Source organism: Shinella sp. NM-101, from assembly GCF_021401195.1.
GTDB lineage: Bacteria > Pseudomonadota > Alphaproteobacteria > Rhizobiales > Rhizobiaceae > Shinella.
Genome location: NZ_JACBFT010000013.1, coordinates 98,082 through 119,732, shown reverse-complemented (window position 1 = coordinate 119,732; position 21,651 = coordinate 98,082). Strand labels below are relative to the sequence as shown.

At 58.9% G+C, this 21,651-nt stretch carries 17 protein-coding genes; 10 read left to right on the top strand and 7 right to left on the bottom strand.

Features of this window, described 5'->3' with window-relative positions; all coding sequences use genetic code 11:
• Positions 1-169 precede the first annotated feature (169 nt).
• From L0976_RS21410 to hsdR, 3 genes are read right to left on the bottom strand one after another with little or no spacing between them, the layout of a single operon-like run.
• The gene (locus L0976_RS21410) at positions 170-1,327 is read right to left on the bottom strand and encodes a restriction endonuclease subunit S (protein ID WP_085421376.1); all 1,158 of its coding nucleotides are present in this window, start codon (positions 1,325-1,327) and stop codon (positions 170-172) included.
• Positions 1,327-2,892, bottom strand: a complete 1,566-nt coding sequence (locus tag L0976_RS21405; protein WP_234189198.1) for a class I SAM-dependent DNA methyltransferase — start codon at positions 2,890-2,892, stop codon at positions 1,327-1,329. Before L0976_RS21405 ends, L0976_RS21410 begins: the two co-directional genes overlap by 1 nt.
• A 17-nt stretch (positions 2,893-2,909) precedes the next feature.
• On the bottom strand, positions 2,910-5,288 hold the full coding sequence (hsdR, locus tag L0976_RS21400; RefSeq protein WP_234189197.1) for an EcoAI/FtnUII family type I restriction enzme subunit R: 2,379 nt from the start codon (positions 5,286-5,288) through the stop codon (positions 2,910-2,912).
• A gap of 179 nt (positions 5,289-5,467) precedes the next feature.
• On the opposite strand from hsdR, the gene L0976_RS21395 reads away from it, so the two are divergent.
• The gene (locus L0976_RS21395; protein WP_085421374.1) at positions 5,468-7,450 is read left to right on the top strand and encodes a TIGR04141 family sporadically distributed protein; all 1,983 of its coding nucleotides are present in this window, start codon (positions 5,468-5,470) and stop codon (positions 7,448-7,450) included.
• 233 nt (positions 7,451-7,683) lie between these two features.
• Here the strand turns inward: L0976_RS21395 and L0976_RS21390 are convergent, their stop codons facing one another.
• Positions 7,684-8,313, bottom strand: coding sequence for a hypothetical protein (locus tag L0976_RS21390; protein ID WP_085421373.1), 630 nt, complete (start codon positions 8,311-8,313; stop codon positions 7,684-7,686).
• A 117-nt stretch (positions 8,314-8,430) separates the two neighbouring features.
• On the opposite strand from L0976_RS21390, the gene L0976_RS21385 reads away from it, so the two are divergent.
• From L0976_RS21385 to L0976_RS21375, 3 genes are read left to right on the top strand one after another with little or no spacing between them, the layout of a single operon-like run.
• Positions 8,431-10,005, top strand: coding sequence for a recombinase family protein (locus tag L0976_RS21385; RefSeq protein ID WP_257714022.1), 1,575 nt, complete (start codon positions 8,431-8,433; stop codon positions 10,003-10,005).
• Positions 10,005-10,904: a plasmid partitioning protein RepB C-terminal domain-containing protein gene (locus L0976_RS21380; RefSeq protein ID WP_085421471.1), complete on the top strand. Its 900-nt coding sequence runs from the start codon at positions 10,005-10,007 to the stop codon at positions 10,902-10,904. The genes L0976_RS21385 and L0976_RS21380 overlap by 1 nt, the downstream gene beginning before the upstream one ends.
• The gene (locus tag L0976_RS21375; protein WP_085421470.1) at positions 10,897-11,838 is read left to right on the top strand and encodes a plasmid partitioning protein RepB C-terminal domain-containing protein; all 942 of its coding nucleotides are present in this window, start codon (positions 10,897-10,899) and stop codon (positions 11,836-11,838) included. Before L0976_RS21380 ends, L0976_RS21375 begins: the two co-directional genes overlap by 8 nt.
• Before the next feature lie 85 nt (positions 11,839-11,923).
• Here L0976_RS21375 and L0976_RS21370 read toward each other — a convergent pair whose 3' ends face one another.
• Positions 11,924-14,725 (bottom strand): UvrD-helicase domain-containing protein, encoded by a 2,802-nt coding sequence (locus L0976_RS21370; RefSeq protein ID WP_255696119.1) that lies wholly within the window; start codon positions 14,723-14,725, stop codon positions 11,924-11,926.
• Positions 14,685-16,073, bottom strand: a complete 1,389-nt coding sequence (locus tag L0976_RS21365; protein WP_219511862.1) for a hypothetical protein — start codon at positions 16,071-16,073, stop codon at positions 14,685-14,687. The genes L0976_RS21370 and L0976_RS21365 overlap by 41 nt, the downstream gene beginning before the upstream one ends.
• 204 nt (positions 16,074-16,277) lie before the next feature.
• On the opposite strand from L0976_RS21365, the gene L0976_RS21360 reads away from it, so the two are divergent.
• From L0976_RS21360 to L0976_RS21350, 3 genes are read left to right on the top strand one after another with little or no spacing between them, the layout of a single operon-like run.
• Positions 16,278-17,249 carry a 3'-5' exonuclease gene (locus tag L0976_RS21360; RefSeq protein ID WP_085421467.1) on the top strand — a complete coding sequence of 324 codons (972 nt, stop codon included), beginning with the start codon at positions 16,278-16,280 and terminating at the stop codon, positions 17,247-17,249.
• Between the two features lie 16 nt (positions 17,250-17,265).
• Positions 17,266-18,087 (top strand): DUF429 domain-containing protein, encoded by an 822-nt coding sequence (locus L0976_RS21355; protein WP_234189196.1) that lies wholly within the window; start codon positions 17,266-17,268, stop codon positions 18,085-18,087.
• Positions 18,084-18,356, top strand: coding sequence for a hypothetical protein (locus L0976_RS21350; RefSeq protein ID WP_085421465.1), 273 nt, complete (start codon positions 18,084-18,086; stop codon positions 18,354-18,356). Before L0976_RS21355 ends, L0976_RS21350 begins: the two co-directional genes overlap by 4 nt.
• A 174-nt stretch (positions 18,357-18,530) precedes the next feature.
• Here the strand turns inward: L0976_RS21350 and L0976_RS21345 are convergent, their stop codons facing one another.
• Positions 18,531-18,803 carry an usg protein gene (locus tag L0976_RS21345; RefSeq protein ID WP_085421486.1) on the bottom strand — a complete coding sequence of 91 codons (273 nt, stop codon included), beginning with the start codon at positions 18,801-18,803 and terminating at the stop codon, positions 18,531-18,533.
• 282 nt (positions 18,804-19,085) lie between these two features.
• Here L0976_RS21345 and groES point away from each other — a divergent pair, with 282 nt between their 5' ends.
• From groES to L0976_RS21330, 3 genes are all read left to right on the top strand, one after another.
• Entirely contained in the window at positions 19,086-19,400 is a 315-nt protein-coding gene (gene groES, locus L0976_RS21340) for a co-chaperone GroES (protein ID WP_085421464.1), read from the top strand.
• A gap of 54 nt (positions 19,401-19,454) precedes the next feature.
• Positions 19,455-21,083, top strand: coding sequence for a chaperonin GroEL (gene groL, locus L0976_RS21335; RefSeq protein ID WP_085421463.1), 1,629 nt, complete (start codon positions 19,455-19,457; stop codon positions 21,081-21,083).
• A 98-nt stretch (positions 21,084-21,181) separates the two neighbouring features.
• The gene (locus tag L0976_RS21330; RefSeq protein WP_085421462.1) at positions 21,182-21,604 is read left to right on the top strand and encodes a hypothetical protein; all 423 of its coding nucleotides are present in this window, start codon (positions 21,182-21,184) and stop codon (positions 21,602-21,604) included.
• Positions 21,605-21,651 lie beyond the last annotated feature (47 nt).

The following is a 21,651-nucleotide window of genomic DNA, read 5'->3' as shown; positions in this document are numbered from 1 at the left end:
GCCACCGAAGATCATCGTGCCGAATCGCTCCATCTGGCCGCGCAGATCGGTCAGCACGCGGAAACGGCCGACCTTCCCGGTCAGGTCGCCATGTCGGCCAGCAGAGGGCGGACGAGATCCATATCCGAAAGGTGTGAAAGCAGATCGGGCTGTTCGTCCTGGCTCTCAGTCATGCGGCTTTCGCCCGGCCATTGAAGATTTCATGCAGCATGGCCGGGATCAGCGCCGCGATATCCTGCGCAGTGCTGGCGCGGATCGCGCGGGCTTTGCGGGCCTTCGCCTGGAGGCGGTCAAACCAGTGTTGCCGCACGATTGGTGGTACGGGCACTTGCAGGCTCTCGAGCTTTTTCAATCCCAGCGTCCGGTTTCGTCCGGCGCCGCCGGGGGATGCTTCACCCAGCTTCTGCAGCCCTTCGGGCGTTGAGAAGTAAAACCGCAGGAACTCCACAGTCGCCGTCTCGGGCGTGGGCACGCATGACAGGAAGCGGTGCGATCCAACGCGGCCCTCATCTTCGGGCTGGGCGACTGCCACAGCGCCTTCCCAGGCGAAGACGATGTTGAACAGGAGGTCGCCAGCGCAGATGCGGAACAGCTTCTTGTTGCCGACCTCTGCGCCGGGCAGATCAGGTTTGTGGAACGTGCCTCGGCCGAACGAACGGACGCCGAGTTCAGGATAGGCGGCATCAAGATCGATCTCGACCGGCCTGCGCACCAAGGGGGCGACTTCGGACATCGGCCGCAGGGGGGCGCCATCGATGGCGCGTTGGAAGGCTTTAAGCAGCAGCGCCTGTGTTTCACGCTCTGCCGCCTCGATGGCCCGGCGACGTTCGTCCACCAATGCCGCGACCCTGTCGAGCTGCTGGACGATGCGGCGCTGTTCATCGAGGGACGGAAGGTCGATCCTGTAACTGAGAACCTGCTTGGGGTGAACTCGCTCACGACGTGCACCGATCCCCTTGCTGCCGATGGCGATCTCACGCCAAACGTCGGGCTGTCGAAATAGCCATTCTAGGTACCGATGGTCAGCGCGATCCGGATGAACATCAAATGTTGGGAACTCGTTGGAAGTGAAATAGCCATCTAACTCCGGCGGAACTACGGTATAGGCTCCCTCGAATGCTTTCAGCCTGCTGTAAACAAGCTGGCCCTTCTTCACTCTATAGAGGGTTGAGGCGCTGATTTCGGAGCCGCGTACTACTTGCCGGACAATCGGGCCTCGCGCGAAGCCGTAGACACCCATGATTGGATAAGATGCTTCCGGTTCCACCGGACAGGGGTCGACGGCAAGCACCAAGATTTCAGACAGAGGGACGGTCGGCGACTGCATCAAACTCGCTCCGCCAGCACGGCCTTGATCTCGTCCATGATGCCGAGGATACGGTGTTCCTGTGCGATGATTGCGTCCACGATCTCGGTCGGCGCGCGGTGATCGGCCACCTCGCTGGAATGCGGGTTCTTGATGTCCAGGTTGCAGGCGACAACGCGGTCCTGCGCGTCGCGCTGGATCAGGTCAACAGCAGAGACCTTCCAAGCGCGCTCGTTTGGCTCGCGCTTCTTCCACCAAGCCAGACAGTCCGCAAACTCCTCATAGGCCATCGGCGCGGTTTTCGAGTACTTCTTGCGGCCTTCCGGCATCGGCATCTCATAATACCAGATGTCCTTCGTCGGTCCCGTCGTGTCGAAGAAGATCAGGTTTGCCGGAATGTCCGTGTAGGGCGCGAACACACCTTCACGCAGCCGTACCACCGTGTGAAGGTTGAACTTCTCGAGCAGGTCCGCCTTGATCCGCGCCGAGATTCCATCACCGAAAAGCGTGCCGTGCGGAACGACAACCGCGGCCCGCCCGCGTCCGGCGCGCTTCAGCCGCCGCATGATAAGTTGCAGGAACAGCAACGCCGTCTCGGACGTGCGCCGGTCCTCGGGGAAATTGTTGAGGATGCCTGCCTCCTCCTCGCCGCCGAAGGGCGGGTTGGTCAGAATGACGTTGACCCGCTGATCTTCACCGATCTCAGCCAGACGGAAGCGAAGGGCATTGCCGGGGTCGATGTGGGGGGCGTGCAGGCCGTGCAGCAGAAGGTTGAGCTGGGACAGCAGAAACGGCAGCGATTTGGCCTCGCCGCCACGGAGGCTTTCCTCCTGGAGTACGCGGCGTTTCTCCACCGTATCGGCCTGGCGTTCGAGATGCAGAAACGACTCGGTCAGAAATCCCCCGGTGCCGCATGCCGGGTCGAGGATGGTCTCGCCCAGCTTGGGATCCGTCACTTCGACCATGAACCGGACAACCGGCCGGGGCGTGTAGAACTCGCCCGAGTCCCCCGCAGCGTCACGCATCTCGCGCAGCAGCGTCTCGTAAAGGCGGCCGAGGGTGTGAACTTCTTCCGATGAATCAAAATGGATGCCGTCGATCAGGTTGACGACGTCGCGCAGCAGGTAACCGCTCTCCATCCGGTTGGCGAAGCCCTGGAAGACGGTCGCGATCACGTCGCGCCGCTCACGCCGTCCATTGTCGCCGCGCAAGGCCCGAAGATAGGCGAAAAGACCTGGGCCGCGGGTGCCGTCCGGACGCTCTGTCATCTCGGAAACGAGAAACGACAGGAGGTCGGGACCGGTGATGCCATCGGCATCCGCCGCCCAATCGCGCCAGCGATAAGGGGCCTCGATGATCGAGCGATATTCCTTGCCTGCGAGTTCCGCCCTTTCCTCTTCGATCCGCTCCATGTCGTCGAGAAACTTCAAGAACATAATCCAGGTGAGCATCGGCAAGCGATCGAGATCGCCGTTTAACCCCTTGTCCTTCCGCATGATCTTGCGCGCGGACTTGATGATGCTGTCGAGACGCTGGGCAGTGGTCAGTTGCTTCGGCGCAGCCTTCTTGCGGGCGGTTGTTGCCAATCTAGAGCTCCTTCAATTCATGCGGTGTAGAGCAGGCGCTGCAGCTCGGTGACGGCGCTGCGCAGCTCCTTGCCCCCGCCGAAGCGGGCGGCGATTTCGATTACGTTTCCCCATTCGTTGAACGGGGGCACTTCGAGGATGTCGGGCAGCTTGAACTGGGCACTGCCATGTTCGGCATATTTCTCAAGCACGGCATCCAGGACTTCGCGGGCATCCTGCCCGAAGCGGGCCAAAAACTCGTCCTGTTCCCTCAGTAGACGGTCAGCGCGTTCGCGCCGAGTGCGCAGCGGCGCGTTGTAGGCGAGATGGCAAAGGAGATCGAACGGGTCAGCCTCCGGCTTTCCGACCGCATCAGCAAGCGAGTCAAGCTCGATGCCCTTTTCCTCCAGCCGTTCGACGATTTCCGCCCGGCGCTCGGGGTCGAGCCAATCCATGCGCAGTTCGGACGCATTGGGATAGAGTGTGCGGACCTTGTCCCCGGTGTAGTCGGTGAGCTGGCGGCAGGCGAGCTGTCGTCCGTCGGCATCGAGCTCGTAGACGAGGTGCCGAACGATCGCGACCTCGCCGCCGTCGACATAGAATTTGCGGGGGCCGTTCTCGGCCTCGTCGCCCAGATCGATGGGGCCGTCCGGCATATCGGGCACATCAGGAAAATCGTCGGGATCCGGCGTCCCCTCCTCGATCTCGCGCTCATCGACGACATCGCCGTCCGCATTGATGACCTCTTCGTCCTCACGGACAGGATCGCCGTCAAAGGTAGGATCGGCGAACATGCGCGTTGCCGTTCCGGTATAGTCGATGATGTTGAAGGCGAGCTTGCCGTAGTCAGGCCTGAGGCGAGTGCCCCGTCCGACGATCTGCTTGAACTCCGGCATGGAACCTACGATCCGCGCGAGCACGACGTTCTTGCAAGTCGGGGCGTCCACACCAGTGGTGAGAAGCTGCGAAGTGGTGAGGATGACCGGCGTCTGGGTCTCGACATCCTGGAACTTCGCCCGATGTGCGCTCCCCACATCGCCCTCATCGGACGTCACACGGCAAACGTAGTCAGGATGATCCTTGACGAGATCGGTGTTCAGAGCAGCGAGCGCCTGCCGCATTTCGAGTGCGTGTTCCTGGTCGACGCAGAAGACGATGGTTTTGGCGAAACGGTCAGTCTCGGCCATGAACCCCGCGAGGTGTTTCGCAATGGCCTGCGTCCGTGCACGTAGCGCTACAACCCGCTCGAAGTCCCGCGTAGAGTATTCGGCGTCGGGGATCTCACGTCCGTAGCGATCAAGCTCACCTCGCGTGGGGCGCCAGCCGGCAGCGTCGTAGTCCGAGATGACGCGGTGAACGCGATAAGGCGCAAGAAAGCCGTCAGTGATGCCCTGCGCCAAGCTGTACTCGTAAAGCGGATCGCCGAAGTAGTTGTAGGTGTCGACGTTATCCTCTCGGCGCGGCGTCGCCGTCATCCCGATCTGGGTCGCAGGCTCGAACCACTCAAGGATTTCCCGCCAGTTGCTGTCATCCCGCGCACTACCACGATGGCATTCGTCAATGATGATGAGATCGAAGAAGTCGCGTGCATACTCGCGGTACAGTCCGGGACGGTTCTCGTCGCGCGCGATGGATTGGTAAGTCGCGAAATAGATGTCGCGGCTCTTGACCGCCATGCCCCCAGCGATCTTGTGACGGGCGTCGTCAAAGGGGCTGAAATCCTTGGCCATCGGATCGTCGACCAAGACGTTGCGATCAGCAAGAAACAGGATCTTCGGGTTTCTATTCACCCCTTTGGAGTTCCAGCGCGCCGACCAGAGCTTCCAGCAGATCTGGAAGGCAACGGCGGTCTTGCCCGCTCCGGTGCACAGGGTGAGAAGTGCTCGCTTCCTGCCCTGAAGAGCCGCCTGAACGGCGCGGTTCACGGCGATCTCCTGATAGTAGCGAAGCGGCTTGGCCCGATCTGGAAATGTTGGCGTCAGCAGCCGTTCGGCCACTTGGTCGTCGACGATACCCTCGGCGCGGCGGATCCGAGTCCAGAGGTCATCTGGCGCCGGGAAATCCCCAATAGTTTGCTCGACACCGGTCGTATAATCAAATTCGACAATCTCAACGCCATTGGTCGAATATGCGAACTGTAGCCCAAGGATCTCGGCATACTCCTTGGCTTGCTGAAGTCCCTCCGCAGCATGTCTGTACCGGGACTTCGCCTCAACGACTGCGATCGGGAAGTCTGGGTTGTACCGAAGCAGATAGTCAGAGCGCTTCTGCTTACCGCGACGAGCCTTTCCACCGATGAATACTACCCGGCCGTCAGTGAAGGTTCTCTGCTCGTTAATGGCGTGCGGGCGATTTTCCCAGCCTGCTGCCTGCAGCTTTGGGACCACGAACTTCCTGCAGGTATCGGCCTCGTTCATGCGCAAAATACTTCACCCGGTTTCGACATGCCATCGCGCAACAAAGGGCTTGTCAAAGAACTGGGCGCAGATCAACGCGCAATTCTTTGGTCTGGCAGCTTTTAGCCTGGCAACAGCTCGGAAAGGCTACAGCTTGGCCGAGTGCTGTCGCAAGCTTTATTGCGTCCCTGGCCGCAGGGATGCAAGCTGCCTCGACCATTTATCCGCAATTTGCCCCCGCAGAGACTGAATTGTCAGGTTCGGCGTATGCCGCCCGTCGACGTTCGCCTCGACGGGTTGAGGGCAAGCTGCGTTACCCGAAACCCCGCGTAAGGCAGGAGACTGCAAACCGCGACTCGCAGACCATCGCAGCGCTCGCCGCTTTTTATTTGCTTATTGTTGCCGTCGCGCCTGTGGCCGGAACACTATACCGGCGTATTTTGTTGACAATGCTATGCGACTTATCTCTGAATAAGCAAAAAATACTTACTTCGCGGATGCCGGGGGGCAGTATGGCGAAAAGCAGGGGATTTTCGATCTACCTTCTAAAGGAAGGCTACGACGCAACGAACGCGCTGCGGGAGGACCATGTGCTCGACGATGATGTCGGCGCGCAGGGGCTGCCGGAGAATGCGTCTCTTTTTATATTGGACAGCGCACCGCGTGCGCCCTGGTGGAAGGGGTACTTCAATATTGAGAAGGAGCTGACGCAGGTTACGAAAGGCGCACTCATTTTCATGCCGGTCGGCAACAGGTGTTTTGCGCTGTCCTTCGGACATGTCGCTCACAACCTGCTCGATTCCAGCTATGAATACGATTTCGGGCTGCGGGTCACGCTCAACAGTCTCGACCCGCGCAAGCTCAAAAGCACCGATACGCTCGATCCCGGCGCGGCCAAGCGCCAGAGGACGCAGCTCCCCATCGAATCCGAGCTGACGCTGTTCGATTTTGACCGCGACAGCACGATCCTGCGCAGCCTCACCGGCAAGGTGCGCGACGAGCACAAGGCCCTGTTCCGGCACGCCACGGGCGCGAGCAATTTGCGCATTAGCACGGATGTAGAGGCGGGTGAGCTGCCGGAGCTTTGCGAGAAACTGCTGGCTCTGTACCAAAGCGATGCCTACAGGGCGGCGTTCCCTGAAATCCAGAACATCGTGCCGGTGCGTGACCCGGCGCAGATCGAGGCGCTCGACAACCGCGTCCTTACCGCCTTCCGCGCGCGTGATCCCGACCTGAACATCACGGTCCCGGAAATGATCAATTACAGCGACAATCTCTACGTCACCTTTGCCGGCGCGGGGCGCGGCCTTGTCTATGACGATGTTTATATCGGGCGGTACTTCGCCTATCTCAATGCGCACGAGGTCGATCTCAACGCGATGGGCATCGAGGATTTGCGGCGGCACGTGCTTGTCCTGACGGACGAGGACGGAAACAGCCGCGACCGCTACAGCATTTACAAAAGCCTTGTCTTCGACACGGCGCTCGACGACGCCGAGGGCGAAACCTTTCATCTCTGCGAAGGCAACTGGTACCGCATCGAGAACGCCTACATCGCGCGCCTCAGCGCCTACCTCGACCCGCTGTTCGCCGCCAGCGACCTGCCGGCTTACGCTCATGCCAGCGAAGGCGAATACAATGCAGCGGTTGCTGCCGGCGATGCCGCCATCGCATGCCTTGATACGCAGAATATCAGCCCGGATGGGCAGAGCGCGGTGGAGCCGTGCGACCTGCTGGCGGTGCGCGATGGCGTCGCCACTTTCTACCACGTGAAGGTGTCGACTCTCTCGGCGCAGCTGAGTCATCTATTCAATCAGGGCGTGAACGCTGTCGAATTGATGCGGCTGGAGCCGCAGGCGGTCGACAAGCTGGAGGCGCTGGTCCGCGACCTGATGGCGGGGGGCGATCCAGATGCACTTGTTGTCCTTGTACGGGAACGCAAGTACCGCATCGTCTTTGGCATCGTCACCCGGAAGGACCCTGCCGGCAGGTCCCTGAACCTGCCGCTGTTCTCCCGTATCAGCCTGATGCGCGGGATGAAGGCGCTGCAGCTCATGGATGTGCCGGCTAGCGTCATTTTCATCGCGGACCAAGCTGTTGCCGCCGAGGGCCGGAAGAAGAAACGGAAGAAGAAGGAAGTGCTCGAGAAGCCGCGGGAAATGCAGGCCGAAGCGGCAGAGTAGTCGGGCATGCTCGCGGACCGAAAGGCATTTCCGAAGGATCGCGGCATGCCTGAAACCCAGAGCCGGACGCGCTCTGCTTTCGCGTCGTTCGGCGGGCCGCACGTTCTCTCCATGGTCACAGAGGTCGCCACCCGTGCGTTGAGGGCTGTATGGCTGTCTGCAATTGCGGGATTGTCAGTGCGAATCCGTTCAAGACCTTCCCCCCTCTCGGTACATCGAGCGTGAATGTCTCTTTAACGGACAGGACGATATCTACCCTTTCGACGTGAGCCGGAATATACCAGTAGCCCGGCGAGTTGGAGCCCGCGTATATCCCGTCGCGCGGTTTTCAGGCTGACCTCCCAGATGGCCATGATCTCCTTTGCGCCATAGCGGTCGCCGTCAACGATACGCTCAAGAAACCAGTGCTGACGTTCATTGAGATCCACGGGTTCAGTGTCATGTTTAGGGTCACGATCAGGGCCATTTTCAGGGTCACTTTCCCGTACATCCTTTGTGAGCGCGCTGAAGGCCGCTTCTCCGGCAGCATAGGCTTCCCGCGCAGCGGCACGGACAGGACGATCACTTGCCGACGACAATGGATTGGAAGCCGGGCCCTCGATCAGCCCCAGAACAAATGCGCGGATGACGGGGGAGGAGACCATAAGTCGTAAGAAAAACAATGTGTCCGGAGCATGTTGTGCCGACAGCCAGTGCTTGACCGTCCGCTCGCTCGCGTTTGTCTGGTTCATCATTTGCTTGATCGCCCGATGGGTGTCGCCATGCTCCTTGCGCAGCAGATCGGCGATAGTCCGGGCCAACATGTCGCGGCCGCCCAAAACCCCCTTCCACACCGGCAGCTTCCTGCCCGTTTTCGGCAACATCTTCCGCTCCTTCGTCAGCTAGACTTGCAATATCGCGGGAGGCGGCAGAGATGTTGTCGTGCGCTGGGGCGGTCAGTTGCCCGGACCGATCCGGCAGGAACGAGGAAAGGGCGAAGCGTGGCGAACCGGGAGACCTACGACAGAGAACTATCGTCAGCGCAGCCGGCGCGTCCTGTTCGCGCTGCCGAATACGTCCGCATGTCGACCGATCATCAGAAATATTCGACGGAAAACCAAGCCGACGCGATCCGCCAGTATGCCGAAGCTCGTGGAATCGAAATCATCAGAACCTATGCCGATGCAGGAAAGAGTGGCCTAAAGATCGAGGGGCGTGACGCGCTCCGCCAACTGATCGAGGACGTGCAGGCTGGAGATACGGACTTCACCATCGTCCTTGTCTACGACGTCAGCCGATGGGGACGGTTCCAGGACGCTGACGAAAGCGCCTATTACGAATATATTTGCCGGCGTGCCGGCATAGCGGTCCAGTATTGCGCCGAGCAGTTCGAAAACGACGGCAGCCCGGTGTCGACGATCGTCAAGGGTGTGAAACGGGCGATGGCCGGCGAATACAGCCGCGAGCTATCGACAAAGGTATTCGCTGGACAGGGACGGTTAATCGAAAAGGGTTTTCGCCAGGGCGGGCCTGCTGGCTTCGGTCTGCGACGTACCCTCATTGATGAACACGGTGCTGTCAAAGGGGTCCTGCAGCGCGGCGAGCACAAGAGCATTCAGACCGATCGCGTCATTCTGACACCCGGCCCGGTCGAGGAAGTAAACCTGGTTCGCGAGGTCTACCGGGCCTTTGTCCACCACGGAAAGACTGAGAGCCAGATTGCAGTAGATCTCAATGCACGAGGTGTCCTGACTGACCTTGGCCGCTTATGGACCAGAGGAACTGTCCACCAGGTCTTGATCAACGAGAAATATGCCGGCGACAATGTCTGGAACCGCCGCTCGTTCAAGCTGAAGAAAAAGCGTGTCCGGAACGATCCCGACATGTGGATCAGGGCGGAGGGAGCTTTCGAGCCTGTCGTCGCACGCGAGCTTTTCGAGGCGGCAAGAACAATCATCAATGCGCGCTCGTTCCGCCTGAGCGATGAAGAGATGTTGCAGTCCTTGCGAGACCTCTTCCGGCAAAAGGGATTGCTCTCGGGCATTGTCATTGATGAATGTGACGGCATGCCCTCCAGCAGCGCGTATAGTGCGCGCTTCGGAAGCCTGCTCAGAGCCTATCGCCTCGTCGGTTTCACCCCCGATCGGGACTACCGTTATGTCGAAACCAACCGGGAGCTCCGCAAGCTCCATCCCGATGTGGTCCGTGAAGTTCTGGAAAGATTGCGGGCCACCGGCAGCGATGCCCTGCAGGATCTGCAAACCGATCGGGTAATCGTCAATCAGGAATTCACGCTATCGGTGGTCATTGCCCGTTGCCTTCAGACGTCGACAGGGCTTTTGCGCTGGAAGCTCCGCTTTGATACGTCTCTTGGTCCCGACATCACGGTTGTGGTGCGCATGGATGCTGGCAACCGGGCGCCCTTCGACTATTATCTGTTCCCGCGGATCGACGTTTTTTCCGAGAAGTTGCGGCTGTCGGAAGACAACGCCCTTCATCTCGATGCTTATCGTTTCGACGATCTCGAGCTTCTCTATCAAATCGCAACACCCGTTCCCCTGCCGGAGGCCGCGTGATGTCTGCCCTTCGTCCGAACCGGATCGAGATGATCCCGATTTCTCGAATTACGGTCCTGAACCCACGAGCCCGTAACAAGCGCCAGCACCGCGACATCGTGAATAACATCGAGGCCATTGGCCTCAAACGTCCCATCACGGTGAGCCGGCACGATGGCCCCGGTGGTCCACGATATGATCTGGTTTGCGGCGAGGGGCGTTTGGAAGCATTCCAGATGCTTGGTCAGAACGAGATTCCGGCGGTTGTTATCGAGGCCGCCGAGGACAAATGCCTTGTGATGAGTCTCGTGGAAAATATCGCGCGACGCACGCCGCGGCCGATCGACTTGATGCGAGAGATCGGCGCCTTGCGGGCACGTGGATACACCGACGCAGCCATTGCCGAGAAGATTGGCGTCGGCTCATCCTGGGTCAACATGATCGCGTCCCTTCTCGAACGAGGCGAGGAACGGCTCGTCGCCGCTGTGGAGACAGGCCTCATCCCGATCACGCTTGCCATGGAGATCTCTCGGGCGGAAACGGAGGAGGCGCAGAACCTGCTCCTCGACGCATACGAGGCCGGTCAGCTGCGGGGGAAGAAACTCGCCGCTGTCAGGCGGATGCTCGATATACGCATGCGTGCGCAGGGCAAGGGTTTGCCGGCAGGACGCCTTGGACGAAAGGGCAGCGGACGCCGGATGACGGCACATGACCTGATGCAGGTCTATCAACGCGAAGCAGAAAAGCAGCGACTGCTGGTCAAGAAGTCGGATTTCACACAGACACGGCTTCTGTTTATCGTTGAGGCATTGAAAGACCTGCTCGCAGACGAAGGGTTCCTTAATTTACTGCGGGCCGAGGGACTGGCGACCATGCCACGGGCGCTCGTCGCGCGGATCTCAGGAGGACGCGATGAATGATGGGCGGGAAAACGGTGGCAATGGGGATGGGCGAATTCACCTCGCTTTCGATCGTGACATAAGAGCCATTCCCATTTCCGCGATCGTTCCGCTTAAATCGCTCCCGGACGGCGCTCGGGAAAGCAGGAAGTTCGCGCAGGTTCTAAGCTCAATCAAGGCGATCGGGTTGGTCGAGGCGCCGGTCGTCATCGCGAATACCCAGAATGCTGGGACCTGGTTTCTGCTCGATGGACATCTACGGCTGGAAGCACTTAAGCAACTCGGCATTACGGAGGTCGAGTGCTTGATCGCCACCGACGACGACACCTATACCTATAACAAGCGGGTCAACCGGCTGGCGCCGATCCAAGAGCATAGGATGATAGCGCGCGCCATCGAGCGCGGCGTTTCCTCTGCTGACATAGCCGACGCGTTGGGCCTTCAGGTGGAGTCCGTCATTCGCCGCTTTCGACTGCTGGAAGGCATCAGTCCCGAAGCGGCCGAGATGCTGAAGGATACGCCCTGCTCAATGAAGGTGTTCGATGTTTTGCGGCAAATGTCCGCCGTTCGCCAGATCGAGGCGGCAGATCTGATGATAGGTCAGCACAATTTTACCGTCATGTTCGCTCGAGCGATCCGCGCTGCCACGCCTGACAGCCAACTGGTAACGGCCAAAAAGGTGACGGGCGCGGCTGCAGGTACACCATCAGGCCAACAGATTGCCCGTATGGAACGGGAACTAGCCGCGCTTCAGACGCAAGTGAAAAGCGTCGAAGAAACCTATGGCATCGATAACCTGCACCTCACCGTAGCGCGCGGATATGTCGCCAAGCTGCTTGCGAACGGTCGGATCAGCCGCTGGCTTGCGCATCACCGCCAGGAATATCTCGGGGAGTTTCAGAAGATAGCTGAGATGGAGGCGATCAGGCCCCAGTCCGAGACTACGGAACTATAGGATGAGAAACAGCAGCAGGTCGAGTGCGGCCTGTAAACGCCGGTGTGTAAGAGTAGATTTTCTGGCAAGTTTGACATTTCAGCTTTTATGCACGCAACCGCGTGTGGTCACAATCTGGATACTGATTGCATCCCAGAAACCGGCTGTTGTTACGACCCTTCCGCTCCACCAGATGACCCACGCGGCATGCCGGACATTGAGGTAGCGCGTCACCATCAATGGTTTCGAAACGCAGGTTTTCGACGGCGATCTCCGAGAGTTCCCGGATATATCTGGAAGGCTGGCGGCTATTCGTAAGCAAGAACACGCCGCGGCTCGCGCGAGTCAATGCGACATAGAAAAGGCGACGCTCTTCGGCAAACTCGAAGGTTTCAGGCTGGGGCATGACGAGATTGAGCAATTCATCGTCCTCAATCCGGCTCGGCACTCCGTAGTCGCCTTCGCTGACATCGAGCAGGATCGTGTAGTCGGCCTCAAGCCCCTTGGCGCGATGGAACGACGTCCCCGAAACCTCGATATGCTCGAATTTTGGCGGAGCACGTCTGAACGGATCGAGCTGATTATAGCGCCACAGCACCATCACCTTGAGCTTTTCGCGTCCACCGCTCCGCCATTGCCCCGAAATCCCGCCCAGGAACGAATTGAGCCGCTGCAATAACTGATGACACGCCTTGCCAAAATCCGGCCTGCTCCCTTCACCGCTGATCGGAATGACCCGGATCGATCGTGGAATGGCCGGCCGTGTCGACCGCACCGACTTCTTTAGCTGCGCGGAATTTCTCTGCACGAAGCCGGCGGCGGTCTCGGCGATCAGCTGATTACAACGGTACGTCTGCTCCAGACGGCCTTGCCAGCTTGCGCCAAAATTCGCCTCGAACTGCGTGAAGATGGTGATGTCCGATCCGGCAAAGCGATAGATCGACTGCCAGTCGTCGCCGACGGCAAAGATCTTGGTGAACGGTTTTTGATGTTTCAGCGCCTTGATCAGGTTCGCGCGCGGCTCCGAGATATCCTGGAACTCATCGACGAGGATCAGGGAGTAGGGGCTCCGATACGTCCCCGTCTCCACGAGACGTGTGGCGTTGGCGATCATCGAGTCGAAATCGATGCGGTTGGTTTCTTCCAGCTTCCGGGAATAGGATTCCGTGATTTTCCAGATCGCCTGCGCAAATTCCCTGGCACGAGTCCGGTCATGGAGCGATTTGGCACGCTCGAGCAGCATGTCGAGGGTCAGATGGCTGGCGCGGATGTGCTTGATACAAACCGCAATCAGCTTGTGATAGTGCTTGATGACGACTGGCTCGAGAGCCTTGACGATTGCCGTGTAGCTCTTTTGCTCGCACGGAATGCCTCGTTTTGTGATCTCGGCTTCAAGGACTGGAATCAGCGATCCATCGCGCGCTTGTGCCGACGTCGTCTGGAACACGTCCATCCCGGCCTTGCGGTAGCCGGCCATCTTGTGTTCGGCATGGGCGACGTAGTTTTCGAACGGGGAGGAACCGTCAGCATTGATGGCCAGATGCTCATGGATGGTGTTGCTGGCAGGGTAATGGAAGTCCGGATGAACCTGCCGGATCTCGCCGTTCTCTTCTTCGATTGGGATCTGGCGCTCATACTCGAACTCGACGGAGTTCAGCCAGAGCCAGTTCACGATTGTCTGTTCCTGCAGCGATTTCACATACACGCCGGCCATCGTGCAGATGGTCGCATTGCCATTGCGTCGACGCGCAGAGAGGTAGCGATCGTAGTCGGATCTGGTATCGAACACCTCCGCCGGAATATCGGCCTTGGGATGAAGGAGAAGGAGATTGATCCAGAGTCTGGCAAATTCCACGTCCGACCGCAGCAACTCGTCAATGATCTGTTCGATGATCCTGGCTTCGCCCGCAGGATGTTCCACCCAGTCTGCCAACTGGGGTGGGCGGCCTTCGACCTCTTCGATAATGCCGCGACCGAGCGCATGAAACGTGGTCACTTTGCATTGGAGATTTGCGGTGTCGACTGCAAGCTGCCGGGCTATCCGTTCCTTCAGCTCGTCGGCTGCGCTCTTGTTGAAAGCGAGCACGAGAATCTCTTCAGGGCGGTAGAGCTGCTTGTCGAGGACATAGGCGACCTTGCCGACCGTGGTGGCGGACTTGCCCGAGCCGGCCGATGCAACGAGAAGATTGTTGTCCTCCAATCGTATGCAAGCCTCGCGTTGCTGTTCGGACAACGACCGGCCGTCCAGGTCGTCGAAGAAGGATCTGTATCTCGACAGTTCGCTGGAAACGAACGTGTCGTTGTATCTGGTGCGCACGTCCGGATCGGTAATGAAGGAGAGCGATCGCGGAAGCGCCCCTTTCAAGGCGGCCGGCATCAATTCCGGATCGAACAGAGGGTGCGAGAGCGCTGCTGCGGCTTCGCTATCCACACTGGCAATAGCCCGCGCCAGATCGGCATGTGCGAGATATTGGCGTTGGCCCTCCACGATGGCCAACAATTTTTGATCCACTTCGGTCAGACGCTCGGGGTCGGAGCAGATCAGTTCGAAAAGATGGCTGTTGATGAAACTGTAAAGATCGGCCGCCAGTCTGGTTGCGGCCTCTTCTCCAAGACAGGGCAGGGTATAGATCTGATTGCGCGACCGGACTTCGACCGAATGCCAGAGCAGCGACTTGCCGACGGAAATGGCTAGAATGTCCAGGCAAGAGAGAGTGTCAGCGCCGTTCAGTTTAATTTGTATGGTCGCCGGCAACGATGGGCGTAACGTCACCTTCCATTTCCCTTGGGGAATAAGGCGCGCAAAGAAACCAGGCCGGTACGTTCGAACACGATCAGACATCAGATTTTCGTTGCTACCAGAAAGTTCAGCCTGGAAGCCATGCACAATCGATCCAATGCTGCTCATATCGTCTCGCGAATGCCGCCATCTCACGGACATTGGCCTGGGGCGTTTGACAAGCCCGGGCGCAGGTGGTGACCACGTCGCGATAAAAGGCTGGCGAAACCGACCGGATACCCTCGTAGTTCATCAGCAGGTCTGGAAGGCGTTCCGTGATCGCCTCGCCGCGAGGCGCCATGACAATGGTCGGCGGTGTGCTATGTGCACTGATCAAGACGTACCTCCAACTGGGGTCGGCCTGTCCCTGCGCCGGAACGAGTTCGCAGGGACAGGCATCACCGCCCCCGGAAATCTCCTGATAGATCGCTTCGATCGCCTGGGCTTTCCTGGCGATCAGAACATAAGGTCCTGCAGGCGTGTAACCGCCCATGCGCTCGTCGTACTCGATACCCAGGAGGCGTGTCAGGTCGTATCGGGCGGATCCGTCGAGGCTGGCCCGTTCCGTGGTAAACCAACGAAGCTGACGTAGGGTGATTCCGGCCGCGGCCGCGATGTCTTTCGGCGGATTGGGCCAGCAAGCTACCAGATGCTTGGCGATTTCAGGCGTATTGTCGTGTTCTTCGTAGGTCGGGAATTCGTCATCATCATCATCGGTATCCTCTGACGGGTCCTCTCCTAGAAGCAACCACGTTCTGCGGCTCATACCGTCATGATGAAAATAACGGGGCTGATCCGGCGGGAGCGATGTCTCCCAGGATGACAACCATAGACCTGCTTGCCAGCCCCGGTCTTCGAGGAGAACAGACGTTGGTTCGCGCATAGGCAAGTCCAGCCATTGATGGATGCTGTCCTCCAGCTTTCGATTGCTGAGCCTAAGAGGCCGGCGATCCGCTCTCCAGTCGTGGTCCTCGCGTGCATCGTGACAAAGAGCTTCGACGGATTCGGCCAGCGACATGTCTGCCGGATCGTATTTCTTCAATAGCCACGCAGAAGCATCTTGGGCTGATCGCAGAGATGCAGGAACTGTCTTATCCTTGGCGTCAGCAATCTCAAGGCGGACGCCGATCTGGGCCAGATCCTCTGCCAGCCCCGGATCTGCCTGTGCCACGTAGCGATTCATACGAAGAACATCTGGTAGGCCGCGCAATCCCTTTGCGTTCTTCCAGGCGGTCAGCAGTACGCCGCACAATGATTTAGGCTGGTCCACCGGCGAGAATGTCAGCCAGCGGATCGGCAGACCGGCGACGGTGACGCCGTAGAGCATGATAGGATGCAGTCCACGTTGTGCCGCATTCGCCAGCCTTATGGGATCGCGTACAGTAACAATGCCATGCTGAGAGTGGTGGAACAGGAATTTGGCGATTGAGACGTAAAAGTGATGTTCCCGGTTTGGCTGGGGTTTCCGCTCGTTCATGACTGCTCTCAAAGTCATCAAATCAATGTGGGCATCCTACGATTTCGAGGCCTAATCCTAAAGTCCTTCCTTGCCCGAAAGAGCGATTGTTCGAAATCCCTATAGCCGGATGGCCCCAGGCGAACTGGAGCGGGGAAGGGCGTTGCTCGTACCGGCGCCAATACGTATTGTGCGTTCGAAGACGCTGCAATCGATTGGAATGGAATGACTTCGCAACTCGACTTCTTTGCAGCTCCTGTTCCCGTAACCAAGGAGCGAGTTGCCCGGCCGCAGGTCATCGCGAAGGACGCAGTAGGCATTGATGACGAAACCATGGCACATCATCTGGAAACCACCGGCAACTACCGCATATTGCGAAAGCTTCAGCCGCGTCCAATCGTAAAATATCCACATCCGGGTTTTCCGCGTCGCGGCATCATCCTCGATACCGAAACGACCGGCCTCAACTACCGCACAGATGAAATCATCGAAATCGGCGTGATCGCCTTCACCTTCAATGATGCTGGAGAACTCGGCGACGTCACTGGTGTCTATGGCGGACTGCGGCAGCCGGCAATCGCCATCCCGGCGGACATCTCCCGCCTGACCGGGATTACTAACGACATGGTTGCGGATCAGGCCATCGATACTGTCCTGTTGAATGCCCTGATCGAGCCCGCCGATCTGATCATTGCCCACAATGCAGGTTTCGACCGCCCGTTCTGCGAAGCATTCTCGCCGGTCTTCGTGCATAAGGCCTGGGCCTGTTCCGTTTCGGAGATTGGCTGGTCCGCGCGCGGCTTCGAGGGCAGTAAGCTCGGCTACCTAATCGGCCAGTCCGGATATTTTCATGATGGTCATCGTGCGGTCGACGATTGTTTTGCTCTGCTGGAAGTGCTCGGGCAGGTGCGACCGAGCATGGTCACCGCGCCATTCGCCGAACTTTATCAGGCCAGCCAGCGGTCGCGGGTTCGCATCTATGCGGAAAACAGTCCCTTCGACATGAAGGACCATCTCAAGGCGCGCGGATACCGCTGGTCTGACGGATCGGACGGCCGTCCGAAATCCTGGTGGATTGAACTTCCCGAGGAGACATTAGAGGGGGAGATGCACTTCCTTCGCACGGAAATCTATCGATGGGATGCAGATCCGCCGGTCAAATACCTGACGGCATTCGATCGCTTCAGGGCCAATTGAATAGTCGGGGAAAGCAATGACGACCATTCTGGGTATTGATGCGGCGTGGACCACGAGCCAGCCGAGCGGTGTCGCGCTGGTTTCCTCCACGGCTGGTAATTGGCGCCTGATCTTTGCCGGATCTTCCTATCGTCACCTTTTGGATCACGGCAACGAAAGCCCGATCTCGAATTCACGCCCTTTTGGTTCCGTCGCAGAACCCGCCGCTCTCCTTGCTGCTGCAGAGGAAACAGCTCAGGCTCCTGTCGATCTTGTTGCCGTAGATATGCCCCTGTCTCTTGGGCCAATCACCGCGCGGCGTGTTTCGGACGATCTGGTTTCTGCAGCCTATGGCGCCCGTCATTGTAGCACGCACACGCCGAGTGCGATCAGACCGGGAAAGATCAGTGACGATCTGAGGGGCGGCTTCGAGCGCTGCGGATATCGCCTGCTGACGAAAGAAGTTGGCGTGCCGGGCCTTTTGGAAGTCTACCCGCATCCGGCTCTGGTCGAACTGTTGTGCGCCGAAAGGCGGCTGCCTTACAAGCAGGGCAAGGCCCGCAATTACTGGCCATCGGAAACTCCCGCCGGCCGGCGCATCAAACTCTTCGAAACTTGGCAGTCCATCATCGACGGATTGGACCAGGAAATAACAGGCGCTTCTAACGTTTTGCTGCTGCCTTCCCCCGAGGCTCCGGCATGGCAGCTGAAGGCGTTTGAAGACACGCTTGATGCCGTCATTTGCGCCTGGATTGGAATATGTGTCTACGAAGGAGCCGCTATACCGTTCGGCGATGACACCTCGGCGATCTGGATTCCTCAATCTAAACTTTTGTCATCGCGGCGGGGCCGGGCATGATCGGATTTCTGAGGCAGTGGATCGAACATCGCCGGGTGATCCGCCGCCGTTGGCAGGAGGACGCCAGGCGGCTTGCCGTTGCGGATCCAGTCAATGCCTATTACGAGGCGCAACGAAGAGCAGCGCGAAGCCGGGCGCAAGGTCATGCCAGCGAATACTGGCATTGGGCCAAGGTCGCCAGCGAGGTTGCCCGAATTGAGCCGCGTGCCGCAATGGACTTCGAGGTCGTCAAGGCGATTGCCGATCACGAAAACATTGGTCGCCGCTGAACACGCGCATGGCACTTCGCGGTCAGTAAATCATCGAGTATTTTCAGCCGTGTGGCGAATGTAACAGATAGGGCGTTGGTTCGATTCCTTTCAAGATCTTTACTGACCGACCACCGAGCTCATCAAGCCTCGGCCGCGAAAGAGCTAGGAGGATAAAAATCCAGTTTCAAGACCTCAGTGGAGCTTGAACTCGCCTTCGACACGGCGCCATTCGTTGGGTCCGATCAGACGCTGATGGGTATAGCGCACGGAATGCAGGGGACCATCGAGGGTGGTCTGCCAGTAATCCAGGAACTTGTGCATCTCAGGAAAATCGGGCGCCAGGTCGTAGTCCTGCCAGACATAGGTCTGCAGCACGGATTCAAAATCGGGAATGCGGTAAAGGATGTGAGCGGTGGTAAGACCGTAGCCGTTGAGCTGACGTTCCAGATCCGATGAAAATCGCATGCTCATCTCCGTTTTCATGACACTGTGAAGGTGGCGGAAAATTTTGCGGCCATCAACGGATTTTTGAACGCGAATGCGCTGTTTGTCGTTCCTTTCCAGCGTGTTAGCAGCCCTTTCATTCGAGTGCTAATTTTTCTATTTCGCCCTCTTGAAATCGAAAAATCTCAAAACCAGATTTTTTCGCGCAAAAAGCTCGACAAGAGGTTTTGCACCCGCCCGGACTGGTCATCCGGTCCGGTCAGGGGGAACAACGTCATCATTGTTTGTCCATCGGAGGAAAACATGTCGTTCCGACCGCTTCATGATCGCATTCTCGTCCGCCGGGTTGAATCCGAAGAAAAGACCAAGGGCGGCATCATCATTCCCGATACCGCCAAGGAAAAGCCGCAGGAAGGCGAGGTCATCGCTGTGGGTCCCGGTGCCCGCAACGAGGCCGGCCAGATCCAGGCGCTCGACGTCAAGGCCGGCGATCGTATCCTGTTTGGCAAATGGTCCGGCACCGAGATCAAGATCGACGGCGAGGACCTGCTGATCATGAAGGAAAGCGATGTCATGGGCATCATCGAGGCCCAGGCCGAGCAGAAAAAAGCTGCCTGAGCTCTCCACCCCGAAACCATCAGTCAGATAGCTGCCTATTGAGGAGTTAAGGAAATGGCTGCGAAAGAAGTCAAGTTTCACACCGATGCCCGTGAACGCATGTTGCGTGGGGTCGATGTACTCGCAAACGCCGTGAAGGTGACGCTTGGCCCCAAAGGCCGCAACGTCGTCATCGACAAGTCCTTCGGCGCACCGCGCATCACCAAGGACGGCGTATCGGTGGCCAAGGAAATCGAGCTGGAAGACAAGTTCGAGAACATGGGCGCCCAGATGCTGCGCGAAGTGGCATCGAAGACCAATGATCTTGCCGGCGATGGTACCACCACTGCCACGGTTCTCGCCCAGGCCATCGTCAAGGAAGGCGCCAAGGCCGTCGCCTCCGGCATGAACCCGATGGACCTGAAGCGCGGTATCGATCTCGCCGTCGACGCCGTCGTCAAGGAACTGAAGACCAACGCGCGCAAGATCACCAGCAATTCCGAAATCGCCCAGGTCGGTACGATCTCGGCCAACGGCGATTCCGAGATCGGCCGCTATCTCGCCGAGGCGATGGAGAAGGTCGGCAACGAAGGCGTCATCACCGTCGAAGAAGCCAAGACAGCAGAAACCGAGCTCGAAGTCGTCGAAGGCATGCAGTTCGACCGCGGCTACCTGTCGCCCTACTTCGTCACCAATCAGGACAAGATGCGGGTCGAACTGGAAGACCCCTATATCCTGATCCACGAGAAGAAGCTGTCGAATCTGCAGGCGATGCTCCCGGTTCTGGAAGCCGTCGTCCAGTCCGGCAAGCCGCTGCTGATCATCGCTGAAGACGTCGAAGGCGAGGCACTGGCTACGCTCGTCGTCAACAAGCTGCGCGGCGGCCTGAAGATCGCTGCCGTCAAGGCTCCGGGCTTCGGCGACCGCCGCAAGGCGATGCTGGAGGACATCGCCATCCTGACGGGCGGTACCGTCATCTCCGAAGACCTCGGCATCAAGCTGGAGAATGTCACGCTCAACATGCTCGGCCGCGCCAAGAAGGTGGCGATCGAGAAGGAGAACACGACCATCATCGATGGCGTTGGCTCCAAAGCGGAGATCGACGGTCGCGTTGCGCAGATTCGCGCCCAGATCGAGGAAACCACTTCCGACTACGATCGCGAGAAGCTGCAGGAACGCCTTGCCAAGCTCGCCGGCGGCGTTGCCGTCATCCGCGTCGGTGGCTCGACGGAAGTCGAGGTGAAGGAAAAGAAGGACCGCGTCGATGATGCTCTGCATGCGACCCGTGCGGCCGTCGAGGAGGGCATTCTGCCGGGCGGCGGCGTTGCCCTGCTCCGTGCCGTGAAGGCACTCGACAATCTCGACGCCGCCAACCAGGACCAGAAGGTCGGTATCGAGATCGTTCGCCGTGCGATCGAGGCTCCGGTCCGCCAGATCGCCGAGAACGCCGGTGCCGAAGGCTCCGTCATCGTCGGCAAGCTGCGCGAGAAGGCTGACTTCTCCTATGGCTGGAATGCCCAGACCGGCGAATACGGCGACCTTTATGCTCAGGGCGTCATCGATCCGGCCAAGGTGGTCCGTACCGCGCTCCAGGATGCGGCCTCCGTGGCCGGCCTTCTGGTGACGACGGAAGCCATGATCGCCGAGAAGCCCAAAAAGGAAGTCGCTCCGGCCATGCCCGCCGGCGCCGGCATGGACTTCTAAGGTGATCGATACAGGCCTGCCCTGCCCTCGGGGGCAGGCCTCCCCTTCGAACCATCCATCGGACCAGTTTCATCGGCCGGGATCAATGGAGCCAAGCTATGAGAAAGGAGAACATCAGCAAATCGATACCGGAAGAAGCAACGGCCGCGATCAGCGCCGCGCATCTGCTTCATCCGGCCAAACATTTCAATCACCCGCGTGACGTGCTTGCCGCCCCCGACATCGGCAAGGAAGAGAAGCGGGCGATACTCGCGTCCTGGGCGTCCGATATCTTCGCGATCGAGTCCATCCCGGCCCTCCGTCTTTATCCCGGAACGGACAAAGCGGTGTCCTATGACGAAATCATTGAAGCGCTGAAGGCATTGGACAAGGACGATGAGCAAAGTGGAAAACAAAGCTCGTCTCCTACCTTCAATGTCTACGGAGCCAATCGCCGCAGACTGCACGCACGCAGGCTTGGCGGCCTTGGCCTGTGCAGCTACCGGAAAGGAGGCAGCCGCCGACAGCCATTCGAATTCTAGACATTCCATCTGACCTGCCGCGTGCCTCCTTGAGGATGCGGACCTGA

What these genes read in the sequence shown, in the direction of transcription:
- L0976_RS21330 (WP_085421462.1), top strand. Translation starts at nt 21,182, where the DNA reads ATGAGAAAGGAGAACATCAGCAAATCGATACCGGAAGAAGCAACGGCC.
- hsdR (WP_234189197.1), bottom strand. Translation starts at nt 5,288, where the DNA reads ATGAACGAGGCCGATACCTGCAGGAAGTTCGTGGTCCCAAAGCTGCAG.
- L0976_RS21380 (WP_085421471.1), top strand. Translation starts at nt 10,005, where the DNA reads ATGTCTGCCCTTCGTCCGAACCGGATCGAGATGATCCCGATTTCTCGA.
- L0976_RS21390 (WP_085421373.1), bottom strand. Translation starts at nt 8,313, where the DNA reads ATGTTGCCGAAAACGGGCAGGAAGCTGCCGGTGTGGAAGGGGGTTTTG.
- L0976_RS21350 (WP_085421465.1), top strand. Translation starts at nt 18,084, where the DNA reads ATGATCGGATTTCTGAGGCAGTGGATCGAACATCGCCGGGTGATCCGC.
- L0976_RS21410 (WP_085421376.1), bottom strand. Translation starts at nt 1,327, where the DNA reads ATGCAGTCGCCGACCGTCCCTCTGTCTGAAATCTTGGTGCTTGCCGTC.
- L0976_RS21355 (WP_234189196.1), top strand. Translation starts at nt 17,266, where the DNA reads ATGACGACCATTCTGGGTATTGATGCGGCGTGGACCACGAGCCAGCCG.
- L0976_RS21395 (WP_085421374.1), top strand. Translation starts at nt 5,468, where the DNA reads ATGCAAGCTGCCTCGACCATTTATCCGCAATTTGCCCCCGCAGAGACT.
- groES (WP_085421464.1), top strand. Translation starts at nt 19,086, where the DNA reads ATGTCGTTCCGACCGCTTCATGATCGCATTCTCGTCCGCCGGGTTGAA.
- L0976_RS21370 (WP_255696119.1), bottom strand. Translation starts at nt 14,725, where the DNA reads ATGAGCAGCATTGGATCGATTGTGCATGGCTTCCAGGCTGAACTTTCT.
- L0976_RS21375 (WP_085421470.1), top strand. Translation starts at nt 10,897, where the DNA reads ATGAATGATGGGCGGGAAAACGGTGGCAATGGGGATGGGCGAATTCAC.
- L0976_RS21360 (WP_085421467.1), top strand. Translation starts at nt 16,278, where the DNA reads ATGACTTCGCAACTCGACTTCTTTGCAGCTCCTGTTCCCGTAACCAAG.
- L0976_RS21365 (WP_219511862.1), bottom strand. Translation starts at nt 16,073, where the DNA reads ATGAACGAGCGGAAACCCCAGCCAAACCGGGAACATCACTTTTACGTC.
- L0976_RS21345 (WP_085421486.1), bottom strand. Translation starts at nt 18,803, where the DNA reads ATGCGATTTTCATCGGATCTGGAACGTCAGCTCAACGGCTACGGTCTT.
- groL (WP_085421463.1), top strand. Translation starts at nt 19,455, where the DNA reads ATGGCTGCGAAAGAAGTCAAGTTTCACACCGATGCCCGTGAACGCATG.